The sequence below is a fragment of the Sphaerisporangium dianthi genome, from assembly GCF_042654065.1.
Classification (GTDB): Bacteria; Actinomycetota; Actinomycetes; order Streptosporangiales; family Streptosporangiaceae; genus Sphaerisporangium; species Sphaerisporangium dianthi.
Map to the genome: position 1 here is coordinate 126,845 of NZ_JBHSFP010000023.1, position 24,083 is coordinate 150,927.

Annotated in this window: 18 protein-coding genes and 1 pseudogene; 11 read left to right on the forward strand and 8 right to left on the reverse strand. The window is 69.4% G+C overall.

The window, feature by feature from the left end; all coding sequences use genetic code 11:
• Positions 1-72 precede the first annotated feature (72 nt).
• Both ACFO60_RS27775 and ACFO60_RS27780 read right to left on the reverse strand, forming a co-directional pair.
• Complete coding sequence (locus ACFO60_RS27775; protein WP_380845488.1) at positions 73-327, reverse strand: DUF397 domain-containing protein; 255 nt, start codon at positions 325-327, stop codon at positions 73-75.
• Complete coding sequence (locus ACFO60_RS27780; protein WP_380845491.1) at positions 303-1,205, reverse strand: helix-turn-helix domain-containing protein; 903 nt, start codon at positions 1,203-1,205, stop codon at positions 303-305. Before ACFO60_RS27780 ends, ACFO60_RS27775 begins: the two co-directional genes overlap by 25 nt.
• Before the next feature lie 159 nt (positions 1,206-1,364).
• Between ACFO60_RS27780 and ACFO60_RS27785 the strand changes: the two genes are divergently transcribed.
• The gene (locus tag ACFO60_RS27785; protein WP_380845494.1) at positions 1,365-1,772 is read left to right on the forward strand and encodes an ATP-binding protein; all 408 of its coding nucleotides are present in this window, start codon (positions 1,365-1,367) and stop codon (positions 1,770-1,772) included.
• A 299-nt stretch (positions 1,773-2,071) separates the two neighbouring features.
• On the opposite strand, the gene ACFO60_RS27790 is transcribed toward ACFO60_RS27785, so the two are convergent.
• Complete coding sequence (locus tag ACFO60_RS27790; RefSeq protein WP_380845497.1) at positions 2,072-3,490, reverse strand: M20/M25/M40 family metallo-hydrolase; 1,419 nt, start codon at positions 3,488-3,490, stop codon at positions 2,072-2,074.
• A 500-nt stretch (positions 3,491-3,990) separates the two neighbouring features.
• On the opposite strand from ACFO60_RS27790, the gene ACFO60_RS27795 reads away from it, so the two are divergent.
• The 8 genes from ACFO60_RS27795 to ACFO60_RS27830 all read left to right on the forward strand — a co-directional run bounded on the left by ACFO60_RS27795 (position 3,991) and on the right by ACFO60_RS27830 (position 13,123).
• Positions 3,991-4,179, forward strand: a complete 189-nt coding sequence (locus tag ACFO60_RS27795; RefSeq protein ID WP_380845500.1) for a hypothetical protein — start codon at positions 3,991-3,993, stop codon at positions 4,177-4,179.
• 35 nt (positions 4,180-4,214) lie between these two features.
• Positions 4,215-5,348 carry a hypothetical protein gene (locus tag ACFO60_RS27800; protein WP_380845503.1) on the forward strand — a complete coding sequence of 378 codons (1,134 nt, stop codon included), beginning with the start codon at positions 4,215-4,217 and terminating at the stop codon, positions 5,346-5,348.
• The gene (locus tag ACFO60_RS27805) at positions 5,345-7,801 is read left to right on the forward strand and encodes a lantibiotic dehydratase (protein WP_380845506.1); all 2,457 of its coding nucleotides are present in this window, start codon (positions 5,345-5,347) and stop codon (positions 7,799-7,801) included. Before ACFO60_RS27800 ends, ACFO60_RS27805 begins: the two co-directional genes overlap by 4 nt.
• Before the next feature lie 2 nt (positions 7,802-7,803).
• Positions 7,804-8,691, forward strand: coding sequence for a thiopeptide-type bacteriocin biosynthesis protein (locus ACFO60_RS27810; RefSeq protein ID WP_380845509.1), 888 nt, complete (start codon positions 7,804-7,806; stop codon positions 8,689-8,691).
• Positions 8,648-9,997 carry a YcaO-like family protein gene (locus ACFO60_RS27815; protein WP_380845512.1) on the forward strand — a complete coding sequence of 450 codons (1,350 nt, stop codon included), beginning with the start codon at positions 8,648-8,650 and terminating at the stop codon, positions 9,995-9,997. Before ACFO60_RS27810 ends, ACFO60_RS27815 begins: the two co-directional genes overlap by 44 nt.
• A gap of 15 nt (positions 9,998-10,012) precedes the next feature.
• Positions 10,013-10,675 (forward strand): hypothetical protein, encoded by a 663-nt coding sequence (locus tag ACFO60_RS27820; RefSeq protein WP_380845515.1) that lies wholly within the window; start codon positions 10,013-10,015, stop codon positions 10,673-10,675.
• Positions 10,672-12,381 carry a nitroreductase family protein gene (locus ACFO60_RS27825; protein ID WP_380845518.1) on the forward strand — a complete coding sequence of 570 codons (1,710 nt, stop codon included), beginning with the start codon at positions 10,672-10,674 and terminating at the stop codon, positions 12,379-12,381. The genes ACFO60_RS27820 and ACFO60_RS27825 overlap by 4 nt, the downstream gene beginning before the upstream one ends.
• 139 nt (positions 12,382-12,520) lie before the next feature.
• A complete protein-coding gene (locus ACFO60_RS27830; RefSeq protein WP_380845521.1) occupies positions 12,521-13,123 on the forward strand; it encodes a hypothetical protein in 603 nt (200 codons plus the stop codon).
• A 52-nt stretch (positions 13,124-13,175) separates the two neighbouring features.
• On the opposite strand, the gene ACFO60_RS27835 is transcribed toward ACFO60_RS27830, so the two are convergent.
• Positions 13,176-13,445 carry a winged helix-turn-helix domain-containing protein gene (locus ACFO60_RS27835; RefSeq protein WP_380845524.1) on the reverse strand — a complete coding sequence of 90 codons (270 nt, stop codon included), beginning with the start codon at positions 13,443-13,445 and terminating at the stop codon, positions 13,176-13,178.
• Between the two features lie 771 nt (positions 13,446-14,216).
• Here ACFO60_RS27835 and ACFO60_RS27840 point away from each other — a divergent pair.
• Positions 14,217-15,521: an acyltransferase family protein gene (locus ACFO60_RS27840; protein ID WP_380845527.1), complete on the forward strand. Its 1,305-nt coding sequence runs from the start codon at positions 14,217-14,219 to the stop codon at positions 15,519-15,521.
• A 76-nt stretch (positions 15,522-15,597) separates the two neighbouring features.
• Positions 15,598-16,341 carry a class I SAM-dependent methyltransferase gene (locus tag ACFO60_RS27845; protein WP_380845530.1) on the forward strand — a complete coding sequence of 248 codons (744 nt, stop codon included), beginning with the start codon at positions 15,598-15,600 and terminating at the stop codon, positions 16,339-16,341.
• On the opposite strand, the gene pgfA is transcribed toward ACFO60_RS27845, so the two are convergent.
• The 4 genes and pseudogenes from pgfA to ACFO60_RS27865 form a co-directional block, all read right to left on the reverse strand.
• A complete protein-coding gene (gene pgfA / locus ACFO60_RS27850; RefSeq protein ID WP_380845533.1) occupies positions 16,282-17,280 on the reverse strand; it encodes a cell envelope lipid trafficking protein PgfA in 999 nt (332 codons plus the stop codon). The genes ACFO60_RS27845 and pgfA overlap by 60 nt on opposite strands.
• Positions 17,277-21,482 (reverse strand): alpha-(1->3)-arabinofuranosyltransferase domain-containing protein, encoded by a 4,206-nt coding sequence (locus ACFO60_RS27855; RefSeq protein WP_380845536.1) that lies wholly within the window; start codon positions 21,480-21,482, stop codon positions 17,277-17,279. The genes pgfA and ACFO60_RS27855 overlap by 4 nt, the downstream gene beginning before the upstream one ends.
• Positions 21,483-21,503: 21 nt before the next feature.
• Positions 21,504-22,853, reverse strand: a complete 1,350-nt coding sequence (locus tag ACFO60_RS27860) for a glycosyltransferase family 4 protein (protein WP_380845551.1) — start codon at positions 22,851-22,853, stop codon at positions 21,504-21,506.
• A gap of 667 nt (positions 22,854-23,520) precedes the next feature.
• Positions 23,521-24,083, reverse strand: a pseudogene (locus tag ACFO60_RS27865) (hypothetical protein); the annotation flags it as partial.

Consider the following 24,083-nt stretch of genomic DNA (forward strand, 5'->3'; position numbering starts at 1 on the left):
GCTGGATGTGAACGTGCCTCAGGCGGCGAACAACCCGGCGAAATGCTCGCGGGCGGCCCCGCCAAGGACCGGTTACGCCGGAGGACGGAACTCGCCGTCCTTGACGCCACCGATGAAGGCTGCCCACTCCCCAGGAGCACACGCCAGCACCGGACCGTCCGAGACCTTCGAATCGCGCACCAGATAAAGCCTGTCGACGTGCGCCTCGTCCCGCGGTGGCGATTCCACGCCCGCAACCGCCAGTTCAACGCACCCGTTGGCGCCTTCACTGAAGCTGCTCTTGCGCCAAACACGTGTGATGACTAACCGTGGTACTGCCTGCGACATCCCACATCCCCTGCCTTCTCCGTCTCCAAGCCTTCGGCAATGCGACCGATCAGTTCAAGCGATTCATCGGGGCCAAGTGCCATAGCGCGCAGTTGGTCGAATACCAGGCTGTATCGATGCACATCTGCGTCATTCTCGATATACAGACTACTCGCCATGGTCTCGACGTAAACCACCGCAGGGTCGTATTTGCCTGGAAACTCCATGATCGAGAACGCTCCCACCGCACCCGGATGCGCGCCCAGAACATTCGGCAAGACCTGCAGCGTCACGTTCGGCCGGCCGGCCTCCGCGACGAGATGCTCGCACTGGGCTCGCATCACTTCAGTCCCACCGACGACCCGCCTCAAAGCGGCTTCATCCAAGACGACCCACAGATGCAGCGGATCGGGGCGCCGCAAGGCCTCTTGCCGGGTGAGCCTGATCTCCACCCTCCGATCGACTTCCTGGACGGGAGCCAGAGACATCAAACCCGAGCGGATGATGGCGCGGGCATAGCCTTCGGTCTGCAGCAGACCATGGATGAGGAGCAGGTCGTACCGCTGGATACCACACGCTGCCGCTTCAAGGCTGATGTAGTTGGCGTACTCGGTGGGAATCGAGTCATACATATCCCACCAACCTCTTTGGTTATCAGTGCGCGCCAGGGTAAGCAGGGCCGCTCGCCTGCTTTCGGGAACGCTATAGAGGTCGAGTAGCGCCTGGAGATCTTTAGCTCGCACGCCGACATGAGCCGTTTCGACACGGCTGACCTTCGAAGCCGACCAACCGAGCGCCTCCGCCACCTGATCTCCAGTGAACCCGGCACGCTCACGAAGAGCGCGTAGCTCGACCGCCAGCCTCCGTCGACGAACGCTTGGTCCGCGAACGTGAGCCATTTCCCGCCACCTCCTCTGATACGCGGACCAGTGTGACCCACAGGACCACACCGCACGGCTCGTACCAGCGACAAACCTGGAGCTGCAATTCTTGCAACTTCTTTGCGGCGATGGATGCCGAGAGTAATCATGTCGTCACGTTCGATGAAGGGTGGCGGGATGACGACAGGTGGCTTCTCGGCGACGGTCAAGCTGGTCGGCACGAGAACCTCGGTGCGGCGAGCGAGGCAGTTCGCTCAGGATCTTCTGGGAGAAGGCCATCCGGCCATGGACGACGTCGTTCTCGTGGTCAGCGAACTCGTGACGAATTCGATCACGCACTCGCTCTCAGGAGAGCGGGGCACCGTCACCCTGACCATCGGCAACTCCGACAACGCGGTCCGCGTCGAGGTCACCGACGAGGGATCGGCCGCAAGCGCCCCCCACATGCGAGACGAGCCGGACGCCGAGGGCGGGCGAGGCCTTCAGATCATCAACATCCTCGCCAAAGAGTGGGGCGTGACCCACCGAGGCACGAACGTCACAACCTGGTGCGAACTCCCCACCGCGCAACCGTGGAGCCCATAACACGGCTACGGGCACGAGTCCCGTGCGCCGACCCTCACGGAGGGACTCAAGAGCCGTCATGTGCGGCGCCTTCGTCGCGGGAGACAAGGCAGGCGGATGGGCTTCCTGGTACGAGAAGGCCATTCCACTCGCCGAGGCTCGTTTCGCCGAATGGATCGAACAGGTGGACAACCAATCGAAGGGAGACGGTAGATGACCACTTTTCACGAGTGGGACGACGTCAAGCGCCTGGAGCGTGCTGACGGCATGTCTGTCGTGGGTCCCGACGATCTCCTGGTGGTGATCGGTCCGGGGAGTGGTCAGTTGCGGGCGTGGGCGTTGAGGATGTGGGCGACGGCCTCGGTCATCTGCTCGGCGAAGGCGATGTTCAGCCATTCGTCGGGCACGTGCATGTTCGAGTCGGCCCCCAGCGCGCCGGTGACGACGAACTGCGCGTCCGGATAGCGCCGCCCGAGCATCTCCATGAACGGGATGCCGCCGCCGATGCCGAAGCTGCGGTACGGCGCGCCGAACACCTGGCCGCCGATCTCCTCCAGCGTGGCGGCCAGCCAGGGCGCGGTGGCCGGGGCCTGCCAGCCGTTCAGCAGCAGGAATTCGCCCACCTCGACCTGCGCGCCGTACGGCACGTCGGTCGTCAGGATCTTCACCAGCGCGTCTCGCGCGACCTCGGCGTCGACCGTCGGCGGCGTCCTGAAGCTCAGCCGCAGCGACGTCGAGTCGCGCAGCACGGCCCCCGCGACCGCCGGGTCCGGGAGCCCGGCCGCGCCGATCACCGACAGCGTCGGCCGCCAGGTGTTGTTGAGGATCAGTTCGACGTCGTCGTCCGAGACCGCTCGCATCCCGTCGACGAGCGGATACCGGCGCGCGGCGGCTCCCGGCTCCAGCGCGGCGAGCGCCTCGGCGTCGGCCCGCCGCTCCTGCGGGATCGGCACGTTCATCTCGGGGACGGTGACCTCGCCGGTCGCGGAATCCTCCAACCGGTCGAGCAACCTGCGCATGACGCGGAAGGAGCTCGGCACGATGCCGCTGGCGAGCCCTGAGTGCGCGGGTGTCTGGAGGACCCGCACCGTGACGGTCGCCTGCACCACGCCGCGCAGGCTCGTGGTGAGCCACATCCGCTCGTAGTCGCCACCGCCGCCGTCCAGGCAGACCACCAGGGACACCTCACCGAGGCGGCCGGACAGGTGCTCCAGGTACGCGGGCAGGTCGGGGCTGCCGGACTCCTCACCTGTCTCCAGCAGCAGGATCGCCCGGGCGTGTTCGCCACCCGCCGCCTGGACGGCGGTCAACGCCGTCGTCGCCGCGTAGCCCGAGTACCCGTCGTCGACCGAGCCACGACCGTAGAGCCGTCCGTCGCGCACCACCGGCTGCCAGGGGCCCAGCCCGTCCGACCAGTCGCCGAGCGGGGGCTGCTTGTCGAGGTGACCGTAGAGCAGAACGGTGCCGTTCGCCGTGGCGCCGGCGGTCGCGGGCACGTCCACGAGAAGCAGCGGGGCCCGGCCGTCGAGTTGGACGATCTCACACTGGGCGCCCGGCAGGCCTCGCGATGCGATCCAGTCGCGCACGTGGTCGGCGGCGGCTCGCAGCTGGCCGTTCCGCTCCCAGGCGGCGTCGTAGGCGGCCGACACCGCGGGTATCTCCACCAGGCCGGACAAGCTGGACAGCACCTCTTCGTTCCAGCCCTTGGTCACCGCTTCATGAACTCGCCCGTAATCCATAGCCGAATCATGGCACCCCCACGGCGACGAGGCCCTCGCCGGGCGCGGAACGCTCACGGCGGCCGCTCACTCCTGCTGCTGGATGGAATCGCCGCCGCCCGGACCCGCGGTCCGCGGAGCGGTGTGGGCAGCCGGCCGTCGCCCGGCACGGCAGCACGCCGCTTGCCGCGTCGCCGACCGTGACCTGGGCGCACAGGTCGTCATCCGGCTGGAGGCGGCCGTCGTGGCCAACGGTAACGGAGGATCGGCCGCCCCGGCCGAAAGGTCAACCGCAGACCACTCGTGACCGACAAAGGCAAGGGAGCCGTCCTCCGGCGAAAATCCACAATGCACAGATGAAATAGGTTTCATCGATAAACCTATTGCATCGCCGCCATCAGATGCGATTCGGAAACCGCTTTCCCCGCATCGCATTTGTGATTCACGTCACACTTCACTCACGTGATCGACGCGTGCAATGATGACTTTGCCCACAGAACGACAAATAGAAAGGAAGCGCCATGCAGAATCACGACCTCGCACCCGATTTCGCCGCGGATTTCGAGCTCTTCGCTCGCGAACTCTCTGGTGACGAGATGGAGGCCGGTCGCTCGTTCGGCTCCAGCCTGAGCAGCGCCTTCACCTTCTCCACCGGCACGTGCAGCAGCGCGAGCAGCGTCTCCACCGCCGGATCGTCCGCCACCGGCTGAGTCTGAGAATCAGTCAGAGGGGAGGTCCCAGTCCGATGCCGCGCCTCTATTCCACGTCCGTTCCGGCGGATGACGTGCAGCCGGCCTGGGATCTCCCGGTCGCCTTCGCGCCGTCCGTGGAGATTGTCGCCCAGAACAAATCGGGCGTGCTGGTCTACAGGAGGGACACCGGCCGCTATTTCCAGCTCGGCCGCAGCTCGCGGATGTTCGTGCCGCATTTACAGGAAGGCGTCACTCCCCACTATCTGACGCGGAAGGTGTCCCGCGTGTTCCAGGTCGAGGAATCCGCCGCAGCGAGCACGGTCACGAGATTCCTTTCGGAGATCCGTGAGATGGGACTGCTGGATGTCCCAGCCCCGGCGAAAGGGTTGCGCGACAAGGCCGTCCGCGGCTTGGCGGAGATTCCCATGCGGCGACTGGTCCTGGTGCGTGACTCCTCTCCGCCGACCGCCTCCGGCAAGCCCGCGACACCCCGGAGCCGGGCTGGAATCGTCGCAGCAGCCCTCATATGTGTGCTCGCCATAGCGGCGGCCTGTGTGGCCGCCGCGGCGGCGACCCGACTGCTCGACGTCAGGGCTCTCGGCGTCGCCTCGATCGCGATTCCGCCCATTCTGCTGCTCCACCTGATGGTGCACGAGGCCAGTCACTGGCTGGCCTGCCGGTATTACGGTGTGACGGTTCCCGAGGCCGGGATCGCTTTCTGGTTCTGGCTCCTGCCCAGGCCTTACGTCGATCGGTCACATGCCTACCGGCTCGACCGCCGGACACCGCTGGTCGTCATCACCGCGTCAGGGATCGTGGTCGATGCGCTGAACGCCGGCATAGCGGGAACGCTGGCCTTCGCCACAGACGACCCCACGCTCCGCGCGCTCGCCGCGGCGGTCGCGTACACCCTTCTGATGACCCTGGCGAACGACGTCAACCCGTTGTTGCCGAGTGACGGGTTACACGCGATCGAGGCGGCTACCGGCCATCACTCGTTCCGTCGCAGAGCAATCCAGTACCTGTTGACCCTTGTTCTCCGTACTCCCTCCTCACATCACCACAAGACCGCCAGTCGCCGGCTTCGCCTGCTGTACCTCGGATACGGCCTGCTGGCACTCGCCTACCTAGGGGTCGTGGCCTTGTTCGTCGCTCGTCTCGTCGCTTCTGTGGGGGGCTCGACATGACATACCGAGAATCGCCTGCCATCGCCCCCTTCGTCCTCATTCGCTTCTCCGGATACGCGGCGACGGGGCCGCACAGGCTCCACGCGAGCCGCTCCGTGGCCGCGCTCGATGAGCTGCGCAAGCTCAGGTTCCAGTTGGAGAAGCTCAGCGACCCGTTGGCCGACGCGCTGTACGAACTCGTGCCCGCGCTGCCTCCGGAAGAGCGCCGTGCCGCGGTAAGCCTCCGAAGGGACGTGCACAACGGCCGCTTCCCGAGGATCGCCGAGGATGCGCGCGACCGGATAGCCGCCCGGCTCGCCCCGGATGTACGGCAGGCGCTGACACGATGGCTGGCGTGCCTGGAGCGATCCGAGGCGACCATGACGGCCTACACGAAGATCTTCGAAGCCGAACTCGCCGAGGCCGAAGTCAGGCTGTTCGAGCAGGCCGGCACGGAAGAGATGGTCAAGGCTCTCTCCCTCGTCTCGCCTGAGGTCACGGCTGCCGTCTTGCGGGGGGATCCGGCCCACGCTGGTGCCAGGATGAGCCGGAAACTGGTGCGTACGCTCTTCAACTACCTCGTGCGGGCGACGGTCAAGACCAGTCCCCTGGGCTGGTTCAGCCCGGTGGCCATAGGTTCGATCGGCGGCGAGGGCACCGAAGGCAGCGTCGATGGAGGTTCCTATCGGGCGGTCGCGACGTTGCCCCAGCCTCTCTACGTCCGGCTCCTTCAACGTTTCTCCGCACACGAGACCGCCGGCCGCCACCTGCGTTTCCATCCCGCCGTGCGGCTTGACGGCACGCGCGTGCTGCGAGCCGCGTACGCCCATACACGGACCAACAGCTTCTTCTGGCGCGAAGATCTGCTGACGGACATGACCGTCCACCGCAGACAGGCACACGCCGTGTCCCATGACATGTCGGGTCCACAGGTGATCGCGGCAGTTCGCAGGGACGATCCGGGAGCGGTCTGGTCCCGGGTTGCCCGGCTGACCGACTCGGGACTGCTCCGCCTGGAGTCGGCCTGGGCTCCAGGCGACTACGATGCCCACCACTCGATGACGGCGCTCGCCGAGTCCCCTGAGGTCACCGATGCGATGGGGCCGGAAGTGGCGGACGCCCTTCGTGACATACGGCAGGGCTTGCAGCAGCTGTCCGGAGTCGCGCCCCGGCTGCGCGCCGGTCTCGCCTCGCGGATCAGGCGGCAGGCTGTCGAGCTCGACGAGGCCACCGCCACGGCCACGGCGCCACGGGTCCCCGACGTGGCTGTGCGGGAAGACGTGGTCAGGAACGAGTCCCTTCCCGCGTTGCCGAAGTGGGTCGAGGGCGCCCTCTACGGCTATGGCCGACGCCTCTCGGCCTGTATGCGGGTCCTGCCGCAGTACGAGAGCACGCTCGAGTTCTGGCGACAACACATCGCGCCCGTCCACGATTCTCTCGCACTGCCGGCGTTCCTCTCCCTGTACATGACCACACCGGGGCCTCATCAGCGGCGCAACATCGATGTCAGGTTGTCCGGGAGGCCCGTCGCCGACATAGGCATGGGCCCCTCAACGCTCCGGCCCGCCTTCGCGATCCTGTTCCAGCTCGCCACCCTCGAAGACGGGGAACAGGTGATCGTCTTGAACCAGCTCATGGACGGCGTCGGAGGCGTGACCGCCCGTTTCCGCAAGCTGCTGGCCCCCAGGCTCCTCGAAGAACCGCTCCAGGCATGGCTCGACCAATTGGTGCCGGAGGGGTCGCGGCCACTGGAACTCACTGTGGCCTCGGACTGGAACCCCGTCCAGGCGCGTTGCACAGGCCGTGCCCCAGCGCTCGACGTGGGCGGAGGGCTGGTCCCGGCAGGAGAGTCGGTGGCGCTGGACCGGCTGCGTATCCGGCTGGACGAGCTCTCGGGAACACTGGTCGTCCAGGACGAGCACGGCCCTGTCGTCCCCTTCTACTCCGGCCTCGTCCCCCGCCGTATCCTGAACGGGCCCGCCAACGTGCTGTCCACCATTGCCAGCCCGTGGTACTGCTCGGCTCCTGAAGCGCCGGGAACCGCCTCGCTGTTGCTTGATCTGGAGCATCGCGTCGGGGTCGCACATATGCCTCGCGAACGCATCGGCTCGGTGATCACCCGTCGAGCGCACTGGCTGGTGGATGCGAACGAACTGCTGGCCGAGACGAAAGCGCCCACCCCAGCCTTGACCTTCGCGGCCTACCGCGATTGGGCTCGGGTCCACGGGCTCGCGGACGAGCTTTTCGTACGCCGGGGAACGACGAACCCCGACCTGTTCGCCAAGTCGCGCAAACCGCTCTGGCTGTCCAGCGCCGTGCCGCTCTCGGTCTCCGGCCTCCTGGACACGCTCTCTCCGGGAGAGATCGTCCTCATGGAGGAAGCTCTCCCGCGGGCCGGCCAGGACTCGCCCGTGATCGACGGACGTCCGCGTACCGCCGAGTACGTCGCCCACATGAGCTGGGAGGGGTGTTGATCATGTATTCCTGGCTCTACTGCGCGATCTATCCCGGCGCCTTCGAGCGGCTGGACGGGGTGGTCCAGGATCTCGTGGCAGGGACACGCGGCCGAATCGAGACCGAGCGGGGCCGCTGGTTCTTCCTTCGGTTCTTCGACCTCGGCGGCCCGCACATCAGACTGCGCGTTCAGGGGCCGGCCAGGCTTCTGGACGACGTCTACACAGACGTCACGAGCCGCTTCCCCGGCTTCTTGAGGGAGGTCGGGACCGATCCGGGCGCTCCGGTCGCGTCCGTGCCGGGGACACCTCCCATGGATTACTGGGAGGCCGTCGACGTCCGGCTCTACGAGCCTGAGCTGCGCCGGTACGGAGGCGTCGAAGGAGTCCGTGCGGCCGAAAGCAGTTTCATGCTGTCCAGTGAGATCGCGTTGCGAGCGGTGAGCGAGGGCCTCGACCATCCCAGGCGCCAGGCCCTCGCGGCGCTGACGATGAAGAACGTCCTCCGGCACTGTCTGCCCGGCGCGGAGGAGCAGTTCTGGTCCAGATACCTCTGGTACTGGACGGGCAGGGACGAACCTTTCGCATCCACCGGCCGTAGGGCCGCGACCTCGGCGGCGGCCCGTCTGACGCCCTCGATCGGGGCCGCCGAAGATGCCCTCCCACCGCACCTCGTGCTCGACGCCGAAAGGTACGGCGCCGCCATACGCGCCACCGCATTCGAGGCCGTCGCCGCAGGAGTGCCGCTCACCACCTGGCAGTGGGTGTTCCATTTGCTGCACCTGCACAACAACCGGCTGGGGATCACTCCGGCCGACGAAGCCGTACTCGCCGCCCTGCTGGGGGGAGCACCGAAGGAGGACGCCAATGAGCACCGCTCCGATGGCCGGCTCACCGCCGTCCACCCTTGAGGCCGCGCTGCGGCGGCTGGATCCGCTCGTTGACGCCCGAGGCGCCCTGGTCAACCTCGTCACCCGGATCCCGATGACCACCGGGCGGCAGCGCTTCCCGGTGTTCACCGCGGCCATGGGTAACCCCGGGTGGATTCTGCCCGGCACGTCGGGTGCGCCCCAGCTCATGGCATGGGCCGCGCTTGACGGCGCGGGAAGCGGGCTCGCCGAGGACAACGCCCGGCTGACCGCCACGGTCGAGGCGATTGAACGCTACTCCAGCTGCCTGTGGGACCCGGAGCAGTTCATCTGGGCCAGCGCGCGTTCGCTCGGTGACGAGGCCCTGGACCTGAACCGGGTTCCGCGATGTTCGGAGTCGGAACTGGCCGATCCCGCTTGCCCGCTCGTGGCCCCCGACCTGGACGCGCCGATGCGCTGGGTACGCGGCGTCGACCTCGCCAGCGGGGAACCTCGATGGCTACCGGCGGTCATGGTGTACCTGCACATTCCCGTAGTGAGCCGTGGTGAGCGGTTCTGGCTGCCCATCTCGACCGGTACGGCGGCGCACTTCGACTACGACAGCGCCCTGCTGGGCGCCGTGCTGGAGTGTGTCGAACGGGACGGCATCGCGCTGACGTGGCTGCAACGGCTGGCCCTGCCGAAGATCGAGATCGACGTCTCAGATCCGGTTCTGGACGAGGCGCTGGAAGTCTCCTCCAGGTCCGGTCTGCAGACCCACTTCTTCGACGGAACGACCGACCTGGGCATTCCGACCGTTTACAGCGTGGACATAGATCCGCGGGCCATGAAGGTGCGCACCTACGTCATGTGCGCCACGGAGCTCGATCCCCGGCGGGCCGTCGCCAAGGTGATGCGGGAGTCGACCTCCGGGCGGGTGGCCATGCAGTACCGGCAGGCCGAGGAGAAGCCGCTGGACGATTACATCGACGTGTTCGACGGGGCGATTCACATGGCGGCGGCGGAGCGCGCGCACGCGTTCGGCTTCCTCCTTGACTCCTCCCACCGGCGCCGGCTCTCGGACATGATCCCCGCCCTTCCGGATTCCGCCGCCGGGCGCCTGTCGTGGGTGGTGCGCAAGCTTCAGGACGCCGGGTGCACCGTCTACGCCGTGGACATCACCTCCGACGAGGCCAGGGCCACGGGGTTGCGTGTGGTGCGGGTGATCGTCCCCGAGCTCGTCCCACTGAGCTTCGCCTACCGTGCCCGATTCCTGGGCACCGCCAGGCTGTACGAGGCCCCCAGGCGCATGGGTCTGCCGGTGCACGCCGAGCCCGACCTGAATCCGTGGCCGCAGCCCTTCGCATGATCAGTCCGGAGAGAGATGAACCTGACACATGTCATCGCCGTCGGCCCGTTCGCGGCCGATGTGGCCACGGTGCTCCAGCGGCAGGGCGTGGAGGACGAGCCGACACTCTTCGCCCAGGGGCATGGCGTGGTGACCGGCCTTCTGCCCCGAGCGGACACCTACGTCCTCGTGACCTCGCGGCACGACTCGAAGCTGGTGGTGGAAGTCGGCGATCTGGTCGGGAAGTGGGGTGCATCCTTCGTTCCCGTGGTGCACGAGACACGCTGGCTCAGGGTCGGTCCCCTGTCCCTGCCCGCTGGGACCGGGGCGTGTCCCGAGTGCTTCGAACGCCGATCCATACAGCATTCGACGATCGGCAGCGCCCTGTCCGACCTGCACGCCTTCTACACCCGGGATTCCGCTGGACCCGGTGGCCACCTTCCCACCCATGTGCTGACGGCCGCCGGGCTCGCGCAGTGGGGATTGGCCATGCTTCGCAGCGGTGATTCCAGGACACACGGCGCCTACCGTGCCACGAACCTGACAAAGCCGCAGTTCCTGCAGGGGCGGACGCTGGGGGTGCATGGATGTCCCCGTTGTCATCCCCGTTCGAGATCGACCTCACATCAGGACCGCTCGTGGCGCGGTCTCGCTGATCACCTCACCGTCGCGGGCACCGGATCGAAGAGGGACACGTGAACACCGAAAGCACCATGGACTCGCGGCACATCGCCGCCGCCATCGCGCGCGACCCGCAATTGTCGCTTCCGGATCGTCTCAAGATCGTGGACGGGCTCGTGATCGCGGAGGTTCGCAAGGGTGAACTCCTCGTCGAGGGCATCGCCAAGCCTCAGCTCTTCTCCGGCCGGCACGTCCAATTCGTACAGCGCCTGCTTCCCCTCCTGGACGGCCGGCGCTCCGCTGAGGAACTGGCCGATCTGCTCGGCCTTCCCTCCGCCGACGTGGTCACGACGGCTCTCTCGCTGCTCTACTCCTGCGGCATGCTGGAGTCCGGCCCGGCACCCGAGGAACTGCGCGCGCTGCAGCACACCACCGTGTCGCCGGCCGTGGTCAGCTATCTGAGCCGAAATGTGGATTCCACCCGCGACAATCCCTCCGGCGTACATGCGGCCCTGAAGTTGGCACGACAGGCCGTCGTGGTCGCGGGTCACCACTCCAGCCTGCGTTCGACGCTGGTACGGGCGCTCCGCGAGTGCGGCGTGACAACGACGCGGGAGGAGGAGGTGCCCCTTGGACCCGCCCCTCTGCCGCCCGCTTCCATCGCCGTCGTGATCGACGACGGCACGCTGGAACTGGACCGGTTGCACGTCTTCGACGCCTCCGTCAGAGCAGGCGGCGGACGCTGGTTCCTCGCCTCGCTGACCGGCTCGGGCGTCGTGATCAGCCCGCTTTTCGAGGACGGCTGGTCCGGTTGCCTGTCGTGTTATCTCGCCCAGCGTCCGCTGGCGCGATCAGACGAGGCTGTGAGGATCCCCGTCTGGCAGGAAGACATTCTGGCGGGTTTGCTGGGCAACGAGGTGTGCCGCCTGGCGACAGGAGTTCAGTCGCTCTATGACGAGTCGGCCGTCACCGTCGTCGACGTCGACGCCTGGACATGCGAGGTCGAAACCTTCGTCCAGCTTCCCGGCTGTGCCTTCTGCCTGCCGGGCACCGACCCGATCGACAAGGACGACCTGATCGTGGTCGCCTTCGAACAGGAGGTCACGCAGCCACCTCGCCGCTACATCCCGGCGAGTGCGCACCAGGGCCACTACAGCACCTCCAACATCGAGCTCCAGTTCTTCGACCGCCCACGTGACTGGGAGCCGATCGCTGTCGCGGGCGAGGCCGGATCGGAACTCAAGGCCTTGCTGAAGTTCTCCTTCGGCATCCGCGAGACCATCCCCGCGACGACGTCGCGAGCGGCCACCCGTCGCCGCTGGGCTCCCACGGGCGGCAACATGGGCTCCCAGACCGCCTATCTGATCCCGCTGGAAGCCAACCGAATGCGGCTCGAACCAGTGGTGCACGTATACGACCCGGTGGCCGACCACCTGTTGCGAAGCGGGCACGTGGTTCTCGGTCAGCAACTGGCCGAGGCCGTTCCGGGAGCCGGGATCCAGGCGGACGCCGTGCTGGTTCTGGTCGGTGACTGCCTGAAGCTCGTGGACAAGTACCAGAGCTTCGGATATCGAATCATCAACCTGGACTCCGGCGTCGCCACCTGGCAGCTGGGATTCAAGGCCGCGCATCTCGGATGGGCGGTCGCCACACTCGCCGAATGGGACGACAGCCGGTTGATCGACCTCCTTGACATCGATGTTCTTCAAACGCCCGTCACCGCTGTGCTCACGCTCCGCCGTACATGTGACGGTCCTGAACAAGGAGGGGTCGCCCATGACTAGCTGGACTCCCGGTTACCGGCCGAAGGAGATCGTGCAGGATCTCATCACGCGATCGCATTCCGCACGCCGGGCCGGTTCAGCCCGCATGTGGGACGCACCTGCCGGACAGGACACAGGACATCTCCTTCCGTCGGCGAGCATGCCCACCGTCGACCCGATGACCGTGCTGACCCTGCGCCAAGCCACTCGCTTCTACCGTCCGGCCGGCATCGACCAGTCGACGATGGCGGGCATCCTCCAGGCACCCCCTTCGGCACGGGCGGCTCTCAACACGGCGGCGACGGTTCCGTACGTACGGATCATGGCCGCCGCCTACAGGGTGGAGGGAACGCGACCTGGACTCTACGACGTGGATCCCGCCGGCACGCGGATCGCCTTCCTTGCAGCTCTCCCGCCCGCCCGCGAGTGGCTGCTGCAGGACGAGTTCGCCGACGCGGCCCTGGTGACCGTGGTCACGTGCGATCTTCCTGCCATCGCGACGGCGGGCGCCCATGCCCATCGACTGGTCATGCATCAGGCGGGGGTGGCCGCGCACAGCATGTGGCTGGCCGCGGGTGAGCGCGGGCTCGCCGGATCCATATTCGGCGGCTTGGTGCCATGGGGCACGCCGTTATCGGATTTCCGGCCGGGCGGCGCCCGAAGCCCCCTCCTGGCGTTCGCCTGCGGTTTCCCCATGTCCGATCCGGCGATCAGTCCTTGGGGAACCGCGGGCGGGTGGACGGGAGACTCCCAGCGAACATGAATGAGTCTTGGCGCAGCCGGCGAGCGTTGACGGCCTTGGCCGCCCTGGTTTCTCAGGATCGGCCTCGCGAGATCGCCAGCAGCGCAGCCGTATGCCGTTCGAACGCGTCCAGTCCTTGCGCTGTCATGGAAAGCCAGGTGCGCGGCCGTTTACCCACATAACCCTTCTGGATCTCGATATATCCGGCGGCCTCCAGGGATGTCATGTGCTTCGAGAGCACAGCCGCGCTGATGCCTACCGCATCGCGGATCTTGCCGAACTCGGACTTCTGGTTCCTGGACAGGAAGGCGACGATCGAGAATCGAACAGGTGGATGAATCACGGCGTCCAGTTTCCTATGAGGATGTGCAGCAGCCCCGTTCAATGGATGCCCCCACTTTCTATCGAGTGAATACGAACACCTTGAGCGAGCCCCGAAATATATTTCGACGGAAGGTGGACATGTCGCCGAGGAGCCCGTGGTCGTTGTGGTTCTGGGTACGGTCAGTTACTCGCGTGAACCCATTCCGGCGTCTCGTCGGCGAAGGTCTCACCTACTACGCCGGGTGATGATCGGTTGATGTTGACGTCGCGTCGATTGACGCATGGGTGCTGTGACGATGCAAGTTGATTGAGTGTCGCTCAGGGCGTTTTCGCTGGTGAAGGCTTCGCGGCGGATCTTCGGACCGGTCCGGTCCGAAGGTGACGGCTATGAGCGGGGGGCGAGGATGAGCGAGTCTGAGCCGATATCGAGACAGTTGTCCGCCGCGAGCGCCCGAAGAGAGCACGGGCCCAGCCGGAGCATCCCCGCACGTGGCCGCGAGGACCATATCCGGACGGCCGCCGCCTGGGCCTCCCTGCGGCGGCCGAGCGTCCAGCCGGGCAGCGGGAACGACGGCGTGCCCGGCGCGCCCGCCCCGAAGCGCTTGAGCACGGTCGCATCGCGAACCGGATCTCGAAGGTTGAGCCTCCGAGAGAGGGCGGGGCGGAGGATCGCGCCGGGGCGGCGTCTCTCCCTCGGTACTAGCGATTTGCGGCGGTATGTTCTGAAACAAAGTTTTATGGGGGATAGGTTGGTGCGGCGAGTGACCGCACGTCGCGAGGGACATCGAGAGTGACAGAGACAGGTTCCAGATCGCGCGGGACCGAGGCCGGCGCCGTTCAGGAGTCCTTTGGCCGGACCGGCCAGGTTCCGCACTCCCCTGGCCAGGCCGGCCAGGTTCCGCACTCCCCTGGCCAGGCCGGCCAGGTTCCGCCCGCGTCGGGGCACCTCGACGCGCTCGACGGAATGCGGGCCATCGCGGCATTCGCGGTGCTGACCTTCCACGTCGCCATCGAGTCCGCCGCCGCCCTGCACGACAACTTCCTCTCCGCGCTGCTGTCCCGCGGCGACGTCGCCGTGCCGATCTTCTTCACGCTGTCCGGCCTGCTGCTGTACCGGCCGTACGCCAGGGCCGTGCTCGACGCGACCCGGCCGCCGGCCACCCTGCGGTATCTGGCGAAGCGCGCGTTGCGCATCCTGCCCGCGTACTGGCTGGTCGTGGTGGTCGCGATGCTGCTCTGGTCGCGCGACCACCTCGACGACGTCAAGACGTGGCTGCAGATGCTGTTCCTCGTCCAGAACTACGAGGTGTACCCGCGGTGGTTCGGCCTCGGCCCCAAAGGGCTCGCCCAAATGTGGAGTCTGTGTGTGGAGGTCGCGTTCTACCTGGTGCTTCCCCTTCTCGCCGCGCTGCTCGCGATGTACGCGCGCCGCGGCGGCGGCGACCCCGGCCGCCGGGCCAGGCGGCTGCTGCTGGGGCTCGCCGCGCTGACCTCGGTCTCCTACCTGTGGACGGTGTTCAGCTACTACCCCGAGTACCGGCCCTACCTGCACACCTGGCTGCCGGGCTCCCTGACGTACTTCACGCCCGGCATGGCGCTGGCCGTGGTCTCGGCGTGGGCGCGGCACGAGAAGGACGGCCCGGCCGCGCGCTTCGTCCGCGCCGTCAACGCCTCGCCCGGCTCGCTGTGGCTGGTCGCCGCGCTCGCCTACGCGATCGCCGCCTCACCGGTCACCGGCACCCGGTTCTACGGCATCGACAGCGTGTGGAGCGGCATCTTCGAGCTGGCGCTGTACAGCGTGATCGCCGCGTGCCTGGTCGCGCCGTGCGCGCTGCCGGCGCGCGGGGACGCCCCGGTGGGACGGTTGCTCGGCAACCCGGTGATGCGCTTCTTCGGGCGGGTGTCGTACGGGGTGTTCCTCTGGCAGTTCATCGCGATGTACCTGTGGTACGACCTCACCGGGCAGCGGCCGTTCACCGGGAACTTCGTCGTCAACCTGGCCGCGATCGGCACGCTGACCATCGTGCTCGCGACGCTCACCCACCGCTTCGTCGAGGAGCCCGCGCGCGGCCTGATCCGGGGTCGTCGATCGTGACCCGCTACCCGCACAAATCGGGCGCGATGCGGTGTTATGCTCCCGGGCACCCTCAACTCCCGTGAATGGAACAGACGTGGAGACCTCGAACGTGCCGTTCCGCGCCACGCTGGATCGGTCGATCCGCCTGCTCGCGGCCTTCCGCAAGGAGCAGACCGACCCCGACTTCTTCTACGGCATGCTCGCCCGCGACACCGCGGCCCAGCTCGCCACCTACACCGCCCTGGCGGGCGCGCTGGTGGCCGACGTGGGCGGCGGTCCCGGCTACTTCACCGAGGTGCTGCGGGCGCACGGCGCGCGGACGCTGTGCGTGGACTGCGACGCCGGCGAGATGATGGCCCGGGACGGCGCCGTCCCTGAGGGGGCGGTCCTCGGCAGCGCCCTGGACATCCCGCTGCGCGACGGCTCGGTGGACGTCTGCTTCTCCTCCAACGTGCTGGAGCACGTCCCCGACCCCTGGCGCATGGCCGGCGAGATGCTGCGGGTGACCCGGCCGGGCGGCGTGGTGTACCTGTCGTTCACCAACTGGCTGTCCCCGTGGGGCGGCCACGAGACCTCCCCGTGGCACTATCTCGGCGGGCACCGTGCCGCCGGTCGCTACACCCGCCGCCGGGGCCATCGCCCCAAGAACGTGTACGGCGAGAGCCTGTATCCCGTCTCGGTGGCCGGCGCCCTGCGCTGGGCGCGATCGCGCCGGGACGCCGAGGTGCTGGACGCCCGGCCCCGCTACCATCCCGAGTGGGCCACCGGCGTGGTCCGGCTACCCGGTGTCCGCGAGATCGTGACCTGGAACCTGCTGCTGGTCCTGCGCCGCCGCTGACCGGCCGGCCCGTGCCCGGCGACGCACCCGTGCGGCGACCAGCATGGTGACCGGCAGCACCAGGAGGGCGACGGCCAGGAAGACGATCGGCGCCACGTCGCGGATCACGATGGCCCGCCACCGGAAAGCGCCCGCCTCGGCCACCTGGGCGGCCACGTCGCCCGGATCGGTGATCAGGTCGGCCTGGAGGCTGACGAGGCGATCCACCTGGTCGGCGGTGCGCAGCGTGTCCGTCCGCCGCTCCTCGACGCGGACCGGCAGGCCGCTCTCCGGTTCCACCCACAGGGTGCGGGTGATCCGCACGTACTTCGTCACGCTGACGAACTCCCGGCCGGGCAGCCCGAGCACCTTGCCGGGGACCTGGCCGGGCAGGTCCTCCACCTTGGCGGGCCCCACCGTGGAGGAGTAGCGATAGGTGCGCAGCCCTTCGACGTTCTCCACACGTTCGTACTTCAGAGGCACCTCGCGCTTGAGCACCGGGTCGAACATCGGGTACTCGCGCGGCTCGGCGCCGTAGGGCAGGCGGAACGCCAGCCCGGTCTGCCGCGCCGTGCTGTCGTCGTCGACGTAGGCGTCGCAGCACGCGACGGCCAGCCCGCTGCGCCGGTCGAACGCGGTGCGGCGTTCGTGGTAGTCGATCCGCTGCCCGTAGCCGGTCTCCAAGGAGGAGAACTCCACCCACACCGCCGTGGACGCGCCGTCCGCCGCCGGGTCGCCGTACCACGAGACCGTCTTGATGATCGGCACCCGGGTACGCACCTGGAACGTCGTGGTGTCCAGGTAGGTGGCGGCGGTGTCGACCAGGTGGCTGACCCTGTGCTGCTCCAGGGGGAGCAGCAGACCGGCACCGTAGACGTAGTACCGCAGGAGCACCGCCATCGTCGCCAGGAACGCGGCCACGACGTACACGATCATCGTGAGCGCCCGGCCGCGCGTCACCCCGGCACCTCGGCGAGGGAGGTCGAAGCCGCGCGGGAGGACGGGGTGGCGGAGGACGGGGGCGGCGCGGGGTCCCGCGCGGGAACGGCGGCCAGCAGCCGCGCCACCACCATGAGGCAGCAGATCTGGGGCACCGCCCCGCGCAGGAACTCCACACCGAAGGCGGTGCCGGCCGCCGCGCTCAGCCCGGCCACGGCGAGCGCCCAGGCTGGCAGCCAGGGGGACAGCGCGGTCTGAGCGGCCTGCCTGGCCCGGCTGTCGCCGGCGTGTTCGGCCGCGAGCACGCGGGGCAGCCACAGGCCGAGCACCGCCAGCGCCGAGACGAGCACGGCGCCGGTGAGACCGCCGGTCCACAGACCGACCAGCGGCGCGGCGGGCCACACCCAGCGGGCCCGGACACGTGCGGCGCCCACGCCCGGCGGACGGCGTCCCGGCCTGGCCCGCACGGCGGCCAGGGCGAGCACGGCCACGATCAGGCACAGACCGGCCAGCAGCGCCAGCCGGTAGCCCGCGTCCGGCTCGTAGCGGAGCACCACGGTGCCCGCGCCCGGCGACAGGATCCACGCCTGCCGCCAGCCGTCCAGCCGCGCGGAGGTGAGCGGCGCGCCGTGGAGGTAGGCGTGCCAGCCCGCGTTGAAGTTCTCGTTCACGATCAGGTAGGAGCGGCCGGCCGTCGAGACGGCGAGCCGCCGCTCCTCGGCGCCCCAGCTCTCGATCTTCACCGGCTGGACCCTGGTGGCGCCGTCGTCCGCGGCGCCCTCTCCGCGCAGCATGGCCGACCTGACGCGGAACGCGTCGCCGGGCACGGCGCCGACCGAGGTCATGCCGGGGATGAGCCGCACCGGCGCGCATCCGGCGTAGAACAGCGGGCGGCCGTTCAGCACGTCGTCGAGCGTGCCGCCGACGATGCGGGTCGGCACGCGGGTGCCGTCCACCTCCAGGTTCGGGCCGTACCCGCACGGCAGCCGGATCGGGAACCCGTCGAGCCGGCTCAGCGGCCGCACGCCCGGGATGGACACCTCGGCGACCTCGATGGGCCGCGAGACGGGCGCGGTGAACTCGATGCTGAGCCGCCGCGCCGTCATCTCGGGGAAGGCCACCCGCCCATTGCCGCCGACCCAATCCTGGACGGTGCGCGTACCGGCGCGGATCGTGACCTTCACCGGCGGGTTGCCGACGTAGGAGTCGGGGAACAGCACCCTGATCTCGGAGAACGTGCGCGCCTTGCCGAGATCGACCGACAGGGCCGGGTGCCGGTCGAACGGCTGGGCGTACCACAGCGTCCGCGTGTCGCCGTCCATCGCGGCCCGCCCGAGCACGACCGGAGAGTCGGTGACGGTCGAGGACGCCGTCACGTGGGGGTAGACGCCGGGCAGGGCGGTGAGCTGGTCGGCGACCGCTGGAGCGGTGAGGACGGCCCTGCCGCTCACCGTGCGCGTCTCCGCCGTGCGCACGGCGAACAGCCGGGAGAAGCCGTAACCGTCCTCGCCGAGGATCTCCAGCCGTTTCGAGCAGGTCCAGGCGGACGGGCCGCGCATGCACGCCGGCGCCTGCCCCTGCGAGGTGAGCAGCACGGTGCCCGCGTCGGTGGTCCCGCCGGGCGGTCCGGGGGCGACGACGGCGCGGGCCGCCCGCACGCCGGGGACGGCGACCTCGGTGATGCCCACCCGGCCGCCGAACGCGCTCTTCGGCTGGTAGGCCAGCTTCGTGACCTTGACGCGCAGCCACGTCGTCTCACCCTGCGCCGGGGTGAACTGCTGCGGATCGCCCGTCTGCCGCACGGGCACCCGTCGCGTCCCCGCCGCTGTGGAGATCTCGACCTCCGCGACCGGCGGGCCGATCGGTCCCTGCTCGAACGCGATGGTGATCTGTTTCATCGGCACCGGTTGGACGAACCGCGCCTCCAGCCATTCACCGAGCGCGCCGTTCCACCCGTCCGACCGCCAGCCGGTGCGCGCGTCGCCGTCGAACGCGGCGTAGGGCAGGCGCCCGGGGTCGCGTTCCCCCGACGCCGCGGTGACGTCGGCGTCCGAGGACGACGCGCGGACGTCCTCGATGCCGAGGTAGCGGGCCGAGGAGACGGCCGACGCCCAGGCCGGGTCGAGCAGGTCCGTGGTGGTGCCGGAGCGGCCGTCCTCCGGAAGGGTGGGGCCCGCGCTGCGGCGTACGTCACCGAAGATCGTCCGCCGCCGCCGCAGCGTGTCGGTGACCACGGTCTTCCTCGCGGGGATCGACGACGCGCCGGGCTCGTCGCCCACGAGGATCGGCGCGTCGTCCGTCAGCACGCCCTGCTCCGCCATGGAGAGCACCCCCTCCGGAGCGCCGGACATCCTGACCGTGGCGTCGGCGGGAACGATGCCGGCGATCGGCGCGGGGTCGGGTACCGCGTAGACCTCAAGAGCCGGGTACGCCTGGTCGAACCAGTCGGAGGCCTTGGGGTTCGCGATCACGCCGACCGGAGGGCCGAACTGGGCGACGCGCACCAGGCCGGTGGAGTCCTCGATGGTCTGGTGGACGCGGGCCGGCCACGCCGAGCCGATGGTGTCACGGGCCAGGTCGTTGCGCACGAGCAGGTACTTGACGCCGATGCGGCGCAGCGTGGTGGTCAGCCCGGCCGAGCCCTCGCCGTTGGAGAATCGCTCGTCCACGGCCTGCAGCAGGCGGGCGAGCCCGGCCGAACCCCAGGGGACGTTGGAGTGCGTCGCCCAGCGCACGGTCAGCAGCGACTGCATGGGCTCGTCCAGCGGGCGGCCCCACACGTACTCGCCGCGTTTGGAGCCGGGGACGGCGAGCACCATTCCGTGGCCGGTGTTGCGGTTCAGCCAGGTGGCGGCGTCGCGCCAGTAGGCCGGCAGGTCGGCGAACGATCCGGCCGGGGTGATCCCGGCCGTGGCGACGGGCAGCACGGCGAGGCCGGCCAGCCCCGCCGTGGCCACCGGCACGATGGCGAGCCGTGCCAGCCCGCCGCCCGCGGCGGACGGCCGCGGCCGCGCCGGGCGCGCGCGCCAGGCCGGCAGCGCGGCCAGGCCAAGGGCGAGCGGCAGGCGCAGCAGCGCGTCGAACTTGTGCAGATTGCGGAACGGCGCGAGCGGGCCGTCCAGCAGGCCTCTGACCTGCTCGGTCCACGGGAACGCCAGCGCGTCGGCGTGCCCCGCCGTGACGATCACCAGCCCTGCGAGCACCGACAGGGTCAAGAACGTTCGCTCGGGCGTGGAGCGGCGGACCAGCCCGGCCAGGCCCGCGGCGGCCACCGCGGCCGTGACCGCGATCAGCCAGGGCCTGGTGGCCTGCTCGTAGGCGGCGGGCAGCCACGGCCGGCCGTCCACCGGCAGGAACGAGATCCAGCTGGAGGTGCCGCGCAGCGTGTTGAGCAGGGACGTCACGCCGGTGGTCGCGCTCGCCGTCTCGATGAAGGGCAGGAAGGAGAAGATGTAGCGGCCGAGGACGAGCAGCGGGACCAGCCACCACATCGAGACGGCGGCCACGCAGACCGCCCACCAGGCCAGCAGCCGCCGCTTGCGCGGGCCGCGCTCCCGGGTGATCAGGTACAGCAGGGGCGCCACCAGGACGGCCAGCTCGGCGACGGCGTTGATGCCGCCGGCGAACAGGAACGCGACGGCCGACATGGCCGCGGCCCGGCGCGGGCCGATGCTCCCTTCCGCGCCGCGCACGAGGGGCAGCAGGATCCACGGCAGCACCGCGCTCGGCTGGAACTCCGAGGAGTTGACGCCGACGAGGGCCAGCGCGTGCGGCGCGAGCGCGTACGCGAGGCCCGCCAGCAGGCGGGTGTCCGGCGAGCCGACGCGAAGGGCGCCCGCGAGCCGTTCGACGCCGAGGAACGCCGCGCACAGCACGAGGGTCATCCACAGCCGCTGGATGTTCCACGCGGGCATGTCCAGCCAGCGGAGCACCGCGTAGAACGGTCCCATCGGGAACAGGTAGCCGTAGGCCTGGTTCTGCAGGTGACCGAAGAACGCCCCGTCCCACAGGTGGCTCGCCCGTTCGAGGAACCCGACCGGGTTGACGGCCATGTCCAGCTTGGTCTCGGCGATCACCTCGCCGGGCGCGGTGTTGAAGGCGATGGCTCCGAGCAGCAGGCAGCCCGCCAGCAGGCGGAGCCGCCGGCGCAGCCGCGCCCCAAGGGCACCGGGAGCGGCAGGCGCGCCGGCCGCCGGACTTCGGGACCCGGCTTCGACCGTCAAGACGCCGACCTTGGCAGGTGGTCAGGGAGTATGGCTCTCACCTGCGGCGAGACGGAAGCCGAGCGGCCTGGCATGCCCCTTTTGCTCCAGTTCGGCGGAGATGAGTCCGGTCATCCTAGCGCCCGTCCTCCCCCACGAGAACTCCGCCGCCCACCCCCGGCAGGCCCGCTGGACCTCCGCGCGGCGCACCGGGTCCGCCAGCTCCACCAGCGCGCGATCGACCACGTCGGCCAGCGACTCGCCCTCGCGGACCAGCCACCCCGTCTCCCCGTCCCGCACCGAGTCGCGCAGGCCCGCGACGTCGTAGGCGACGGTCGGCACGCCGAGCGCCGCCGCCTCGATCACCGTCAGGCCCCATCCCTCGAACTCCGACGCCGTGACGTTCAGCCGGGCCGCGCCGAGCACCGCGTTCTTCTCCGATTCGGGCAGGAAGCCGTGCAGGCTCACCCGGCCGGTGACTCCGAGCTCGCCGGCCAGGCGGACCAGCGGCTCGTACTCGGGGCCGCGGCCCACCACGTGGACGCGCAGGCCCGGCCAGGTCTCGCCCAGTTCGGTCACCAGCCCCACCACGCGCTCCACGCGCTTGTGGCCGACCAGCCGCCCGAGGTAGGCCACAAGCGGGTCTCCCTCGACCTCCCGTCCGTCCACCGTCGTCGCGACGGGACGCACGGCGGGGCTGCCGTTCGGGATGACCTCGATGGGCGCGAGCCAGCCGAGCCGGTCGCGCAGCTCGGCCCGCGACGACTCCGACACCGTGACGGTCGTGCGGCGACGGTACAGCAGGCGGGCGACCGGCCCTTCGATGAAGCAGCCGACGCGGGCGAGCCAGCGCGGAAAGAAGGCGTAGAACTGGCGGTCGTGCACGTGGTGCACCAGGCACACGACCGTCGTGCGCCGCGAGACCACCAGCGGCGCGAAGAACGGGATGCCGTTCATGCAGTCGATGACCACGTCGAAACGGCGGCGGCGCAGCAGCATCCACAGCGGGACCAGCAGGTAGACCAGGTAACGGTTGCCCATGCGCCGCAGCTCGACGCCGTCACGCCGCTCGCCGCCCGCCTGCCCCGGCTCCCGGCTGGTCAGGAAGTGCACCGAGGCGCCCTGGGCGAGAAGGTGGCGGCCGACCTGCCAGGCGTACTCCTCCGCCCCGCCGGCGACCGACTGCGCGGGCTCCCGGAAGTTGCACACCGCGACGCGCACCCCCTCGAGCGCGCCCGCCTCGCCGGAGGCCCCGGCCGCACCGTGGACGGCCTCCGTCCCGGACGCGAACGCGCCGGCCGTGGCCGGAGACGCCTTGAGGAAGTCCGCCACATCGGGGAGTGCCTCGGCGGCGCGTCGGGGCGGCTCGGCGGCGCCGCGAGACCCGGCGATGTCACGACAGTGACGTTCGGGTTCGTTCGGAGCCCGGCCCACCTGTTGTGCGACCACGGGACACTCCTTCGTGTGCGTCGAGCCTCCCTGGCTGTGCGCTCGCCGCCGGTCATGCGCTCGGCCGTGCGTCTGCCGGGTCGCGTGCCGTCCGTCCGCGCACACGCCGCCGGTGTGCGGGCCTCGATGTCATCGATGTCGTCGAGGTGTCGAGGTGTCGAGACGGGTGGCGAGATGGCGGGATGGCTCTCGGGCACGGCTTTCAGGCACGGCGAAGCCGCACCTCGGTGCTGTTCGTACGGGGAAACGGGACGGGCGGGCTCACCGATCGCGGCGCGGGCCCCGCCCGTGGCGGATCACCTGTTGCCGTAGTTGTACAGCGGCTTGTTGGGCGGCTGAGGGCTTGGGGCGACAACGTTGACGACGCCGACGGACGCGCCGATCGCCAGAACCACCCCAACGACGAGAGCAGCGAGTACTCGCACCATTGGGCTTCTCCCTCCAAAGTGCGGACGCGTGGGGACCCACCGAGAGTAGAACGTGATACAGGTTACAGGCCAGGCCATTGGTCAAAACGTAATAATCAGACTTACCGTCCAGTATGGCCGACGCCGCGATGGTCGCCCGCGTCCCACAGGCAGCAGGGTCACCCCCCTCCCCACGTGGGCGATCACAAGCGCAGCAGGACCATCTCCGGCCCCACGTACGCGGGGACGGCTCCCGGCAGCCGAGACGAGAACCTGTTCTCACTCTGTCTCACGATGAGCACGTAGCGTATCCCCTCGGCCCGCAGCACGGCCGTCAGCGGGCCGGTCCGCGTCCCGAGCAGCGTACCGATCCGCCGCCCCAGCCGGTCCTCCCCGCCGACCCGCAGAACCCGCCCGCCTCCGAGACCCACGACGAGCGCGTCGTTCCACACGACCCGGCGCGCGAAGCTCTTGGTCGCCGGATCCAGGATCACCCGGCCCCCGTTCCACGCGAACGCCCGCTGCGCGCTCCACGGCAACGTGAGCAGCGCCCCGGGTCGCGGGTCGCCGTTGACGATGGCCTGCACCCGCCGCCAGTCCCGCGGGTACTCGACCGCGCCCAGCCGTCCCGAGGCTCCCCATCCCAGCGAAGGCAACACCAGCACCGGCACCAGCACCGCGACACCCCCCACCACCCCCACCCGCCACCAACCACCTCTCTCCCCAGCCCTGCACCCCGCCCCCACACCCACACCCGGCGACTCAC

Excerpts from the sequence above, each read along its gene's own strand:
- ACFO60_RS27775 (WP_380845488.1), bottom strand. The coding sequence starts at position 327 with ATGTCGCAGGCAGTACCACGGTTAGTCATCACACGTGTTTGGCGCAAG.
- ACFO60_RS27780 (WP_380845491.1), bottom strand. The coding sequence starts at position 1,205 with ATGGCTCACGTTCGCGGACCAAGCGTTCGTCGACGGAGGCTGGCGGTC.
- ACFO60_RS27785 (WP_380845494.1), top strand. The coding sequence starts at position 1,365 with ATGACGACAGGTGGCTTCTCGGCGACGGTCAAGCTGGTCGGCACGAGA.
- ACFO60_RS27790 (WP_380845497.1), bottom strand. The coding sequence starts at position 3,490 with ATGGATTACGGGCGAGTTCATGAAGCGGTGACCAAGGGCTGGAACGAA.
- ACFO60_RS27795 (WP_380845500.1), top strand. The coding sequence starts at position 3,991 with ATGCAGAATCACGACCTCGCACCCGATTTCGCCGCGGATTTCGAGCTC.
- ACFO60_RS27800 (WP_380845503.1), top strand. The coding sequence starts at position 4,215 with ATGCCGCGCCTCTATTCCACGTCCGTTCCGGCGGATGACGTGCAGCCG.
- ACFO60_RS27805 (WP_380845506.1), top strand. The coding sequence starts at position 5,345 with ATGACATACCGAGAATCGCCTGCCATCGCCCCCTTCGTCCTCATTCGC.
- ACFO60_RS27810 (WP_380845509.1), top strand. The coding sequence starts at position 7,804 with ATGTATTCCTGGCTCTACTGCGCGATCTATCCCGGCGCCTTCGAGCGG.
- ACFO60_RS27815 (WP_380845512.1), top strand. The coding sequence starts at position 8,648 with ATGAGCACCGCTCCGATGGCCGGCTCACCGCCGTCCACCCTTGAGGCC.
- ACFO60_RS27820 (WP_380845515.1), top strand. The coding sequence starts at position 10,013 with ATGAACCTGACACATGTCATCGCCGTCGGCCCGTTCGCGGCCGATGTG.
- ACFO60_RS27830 (WP_380845521.1), top strand. The coding sequence starts at position 12,521 with ATGCCCACCGTCGACCCGATGACCGTGCTGACCCTGCGCCAAGCCACT.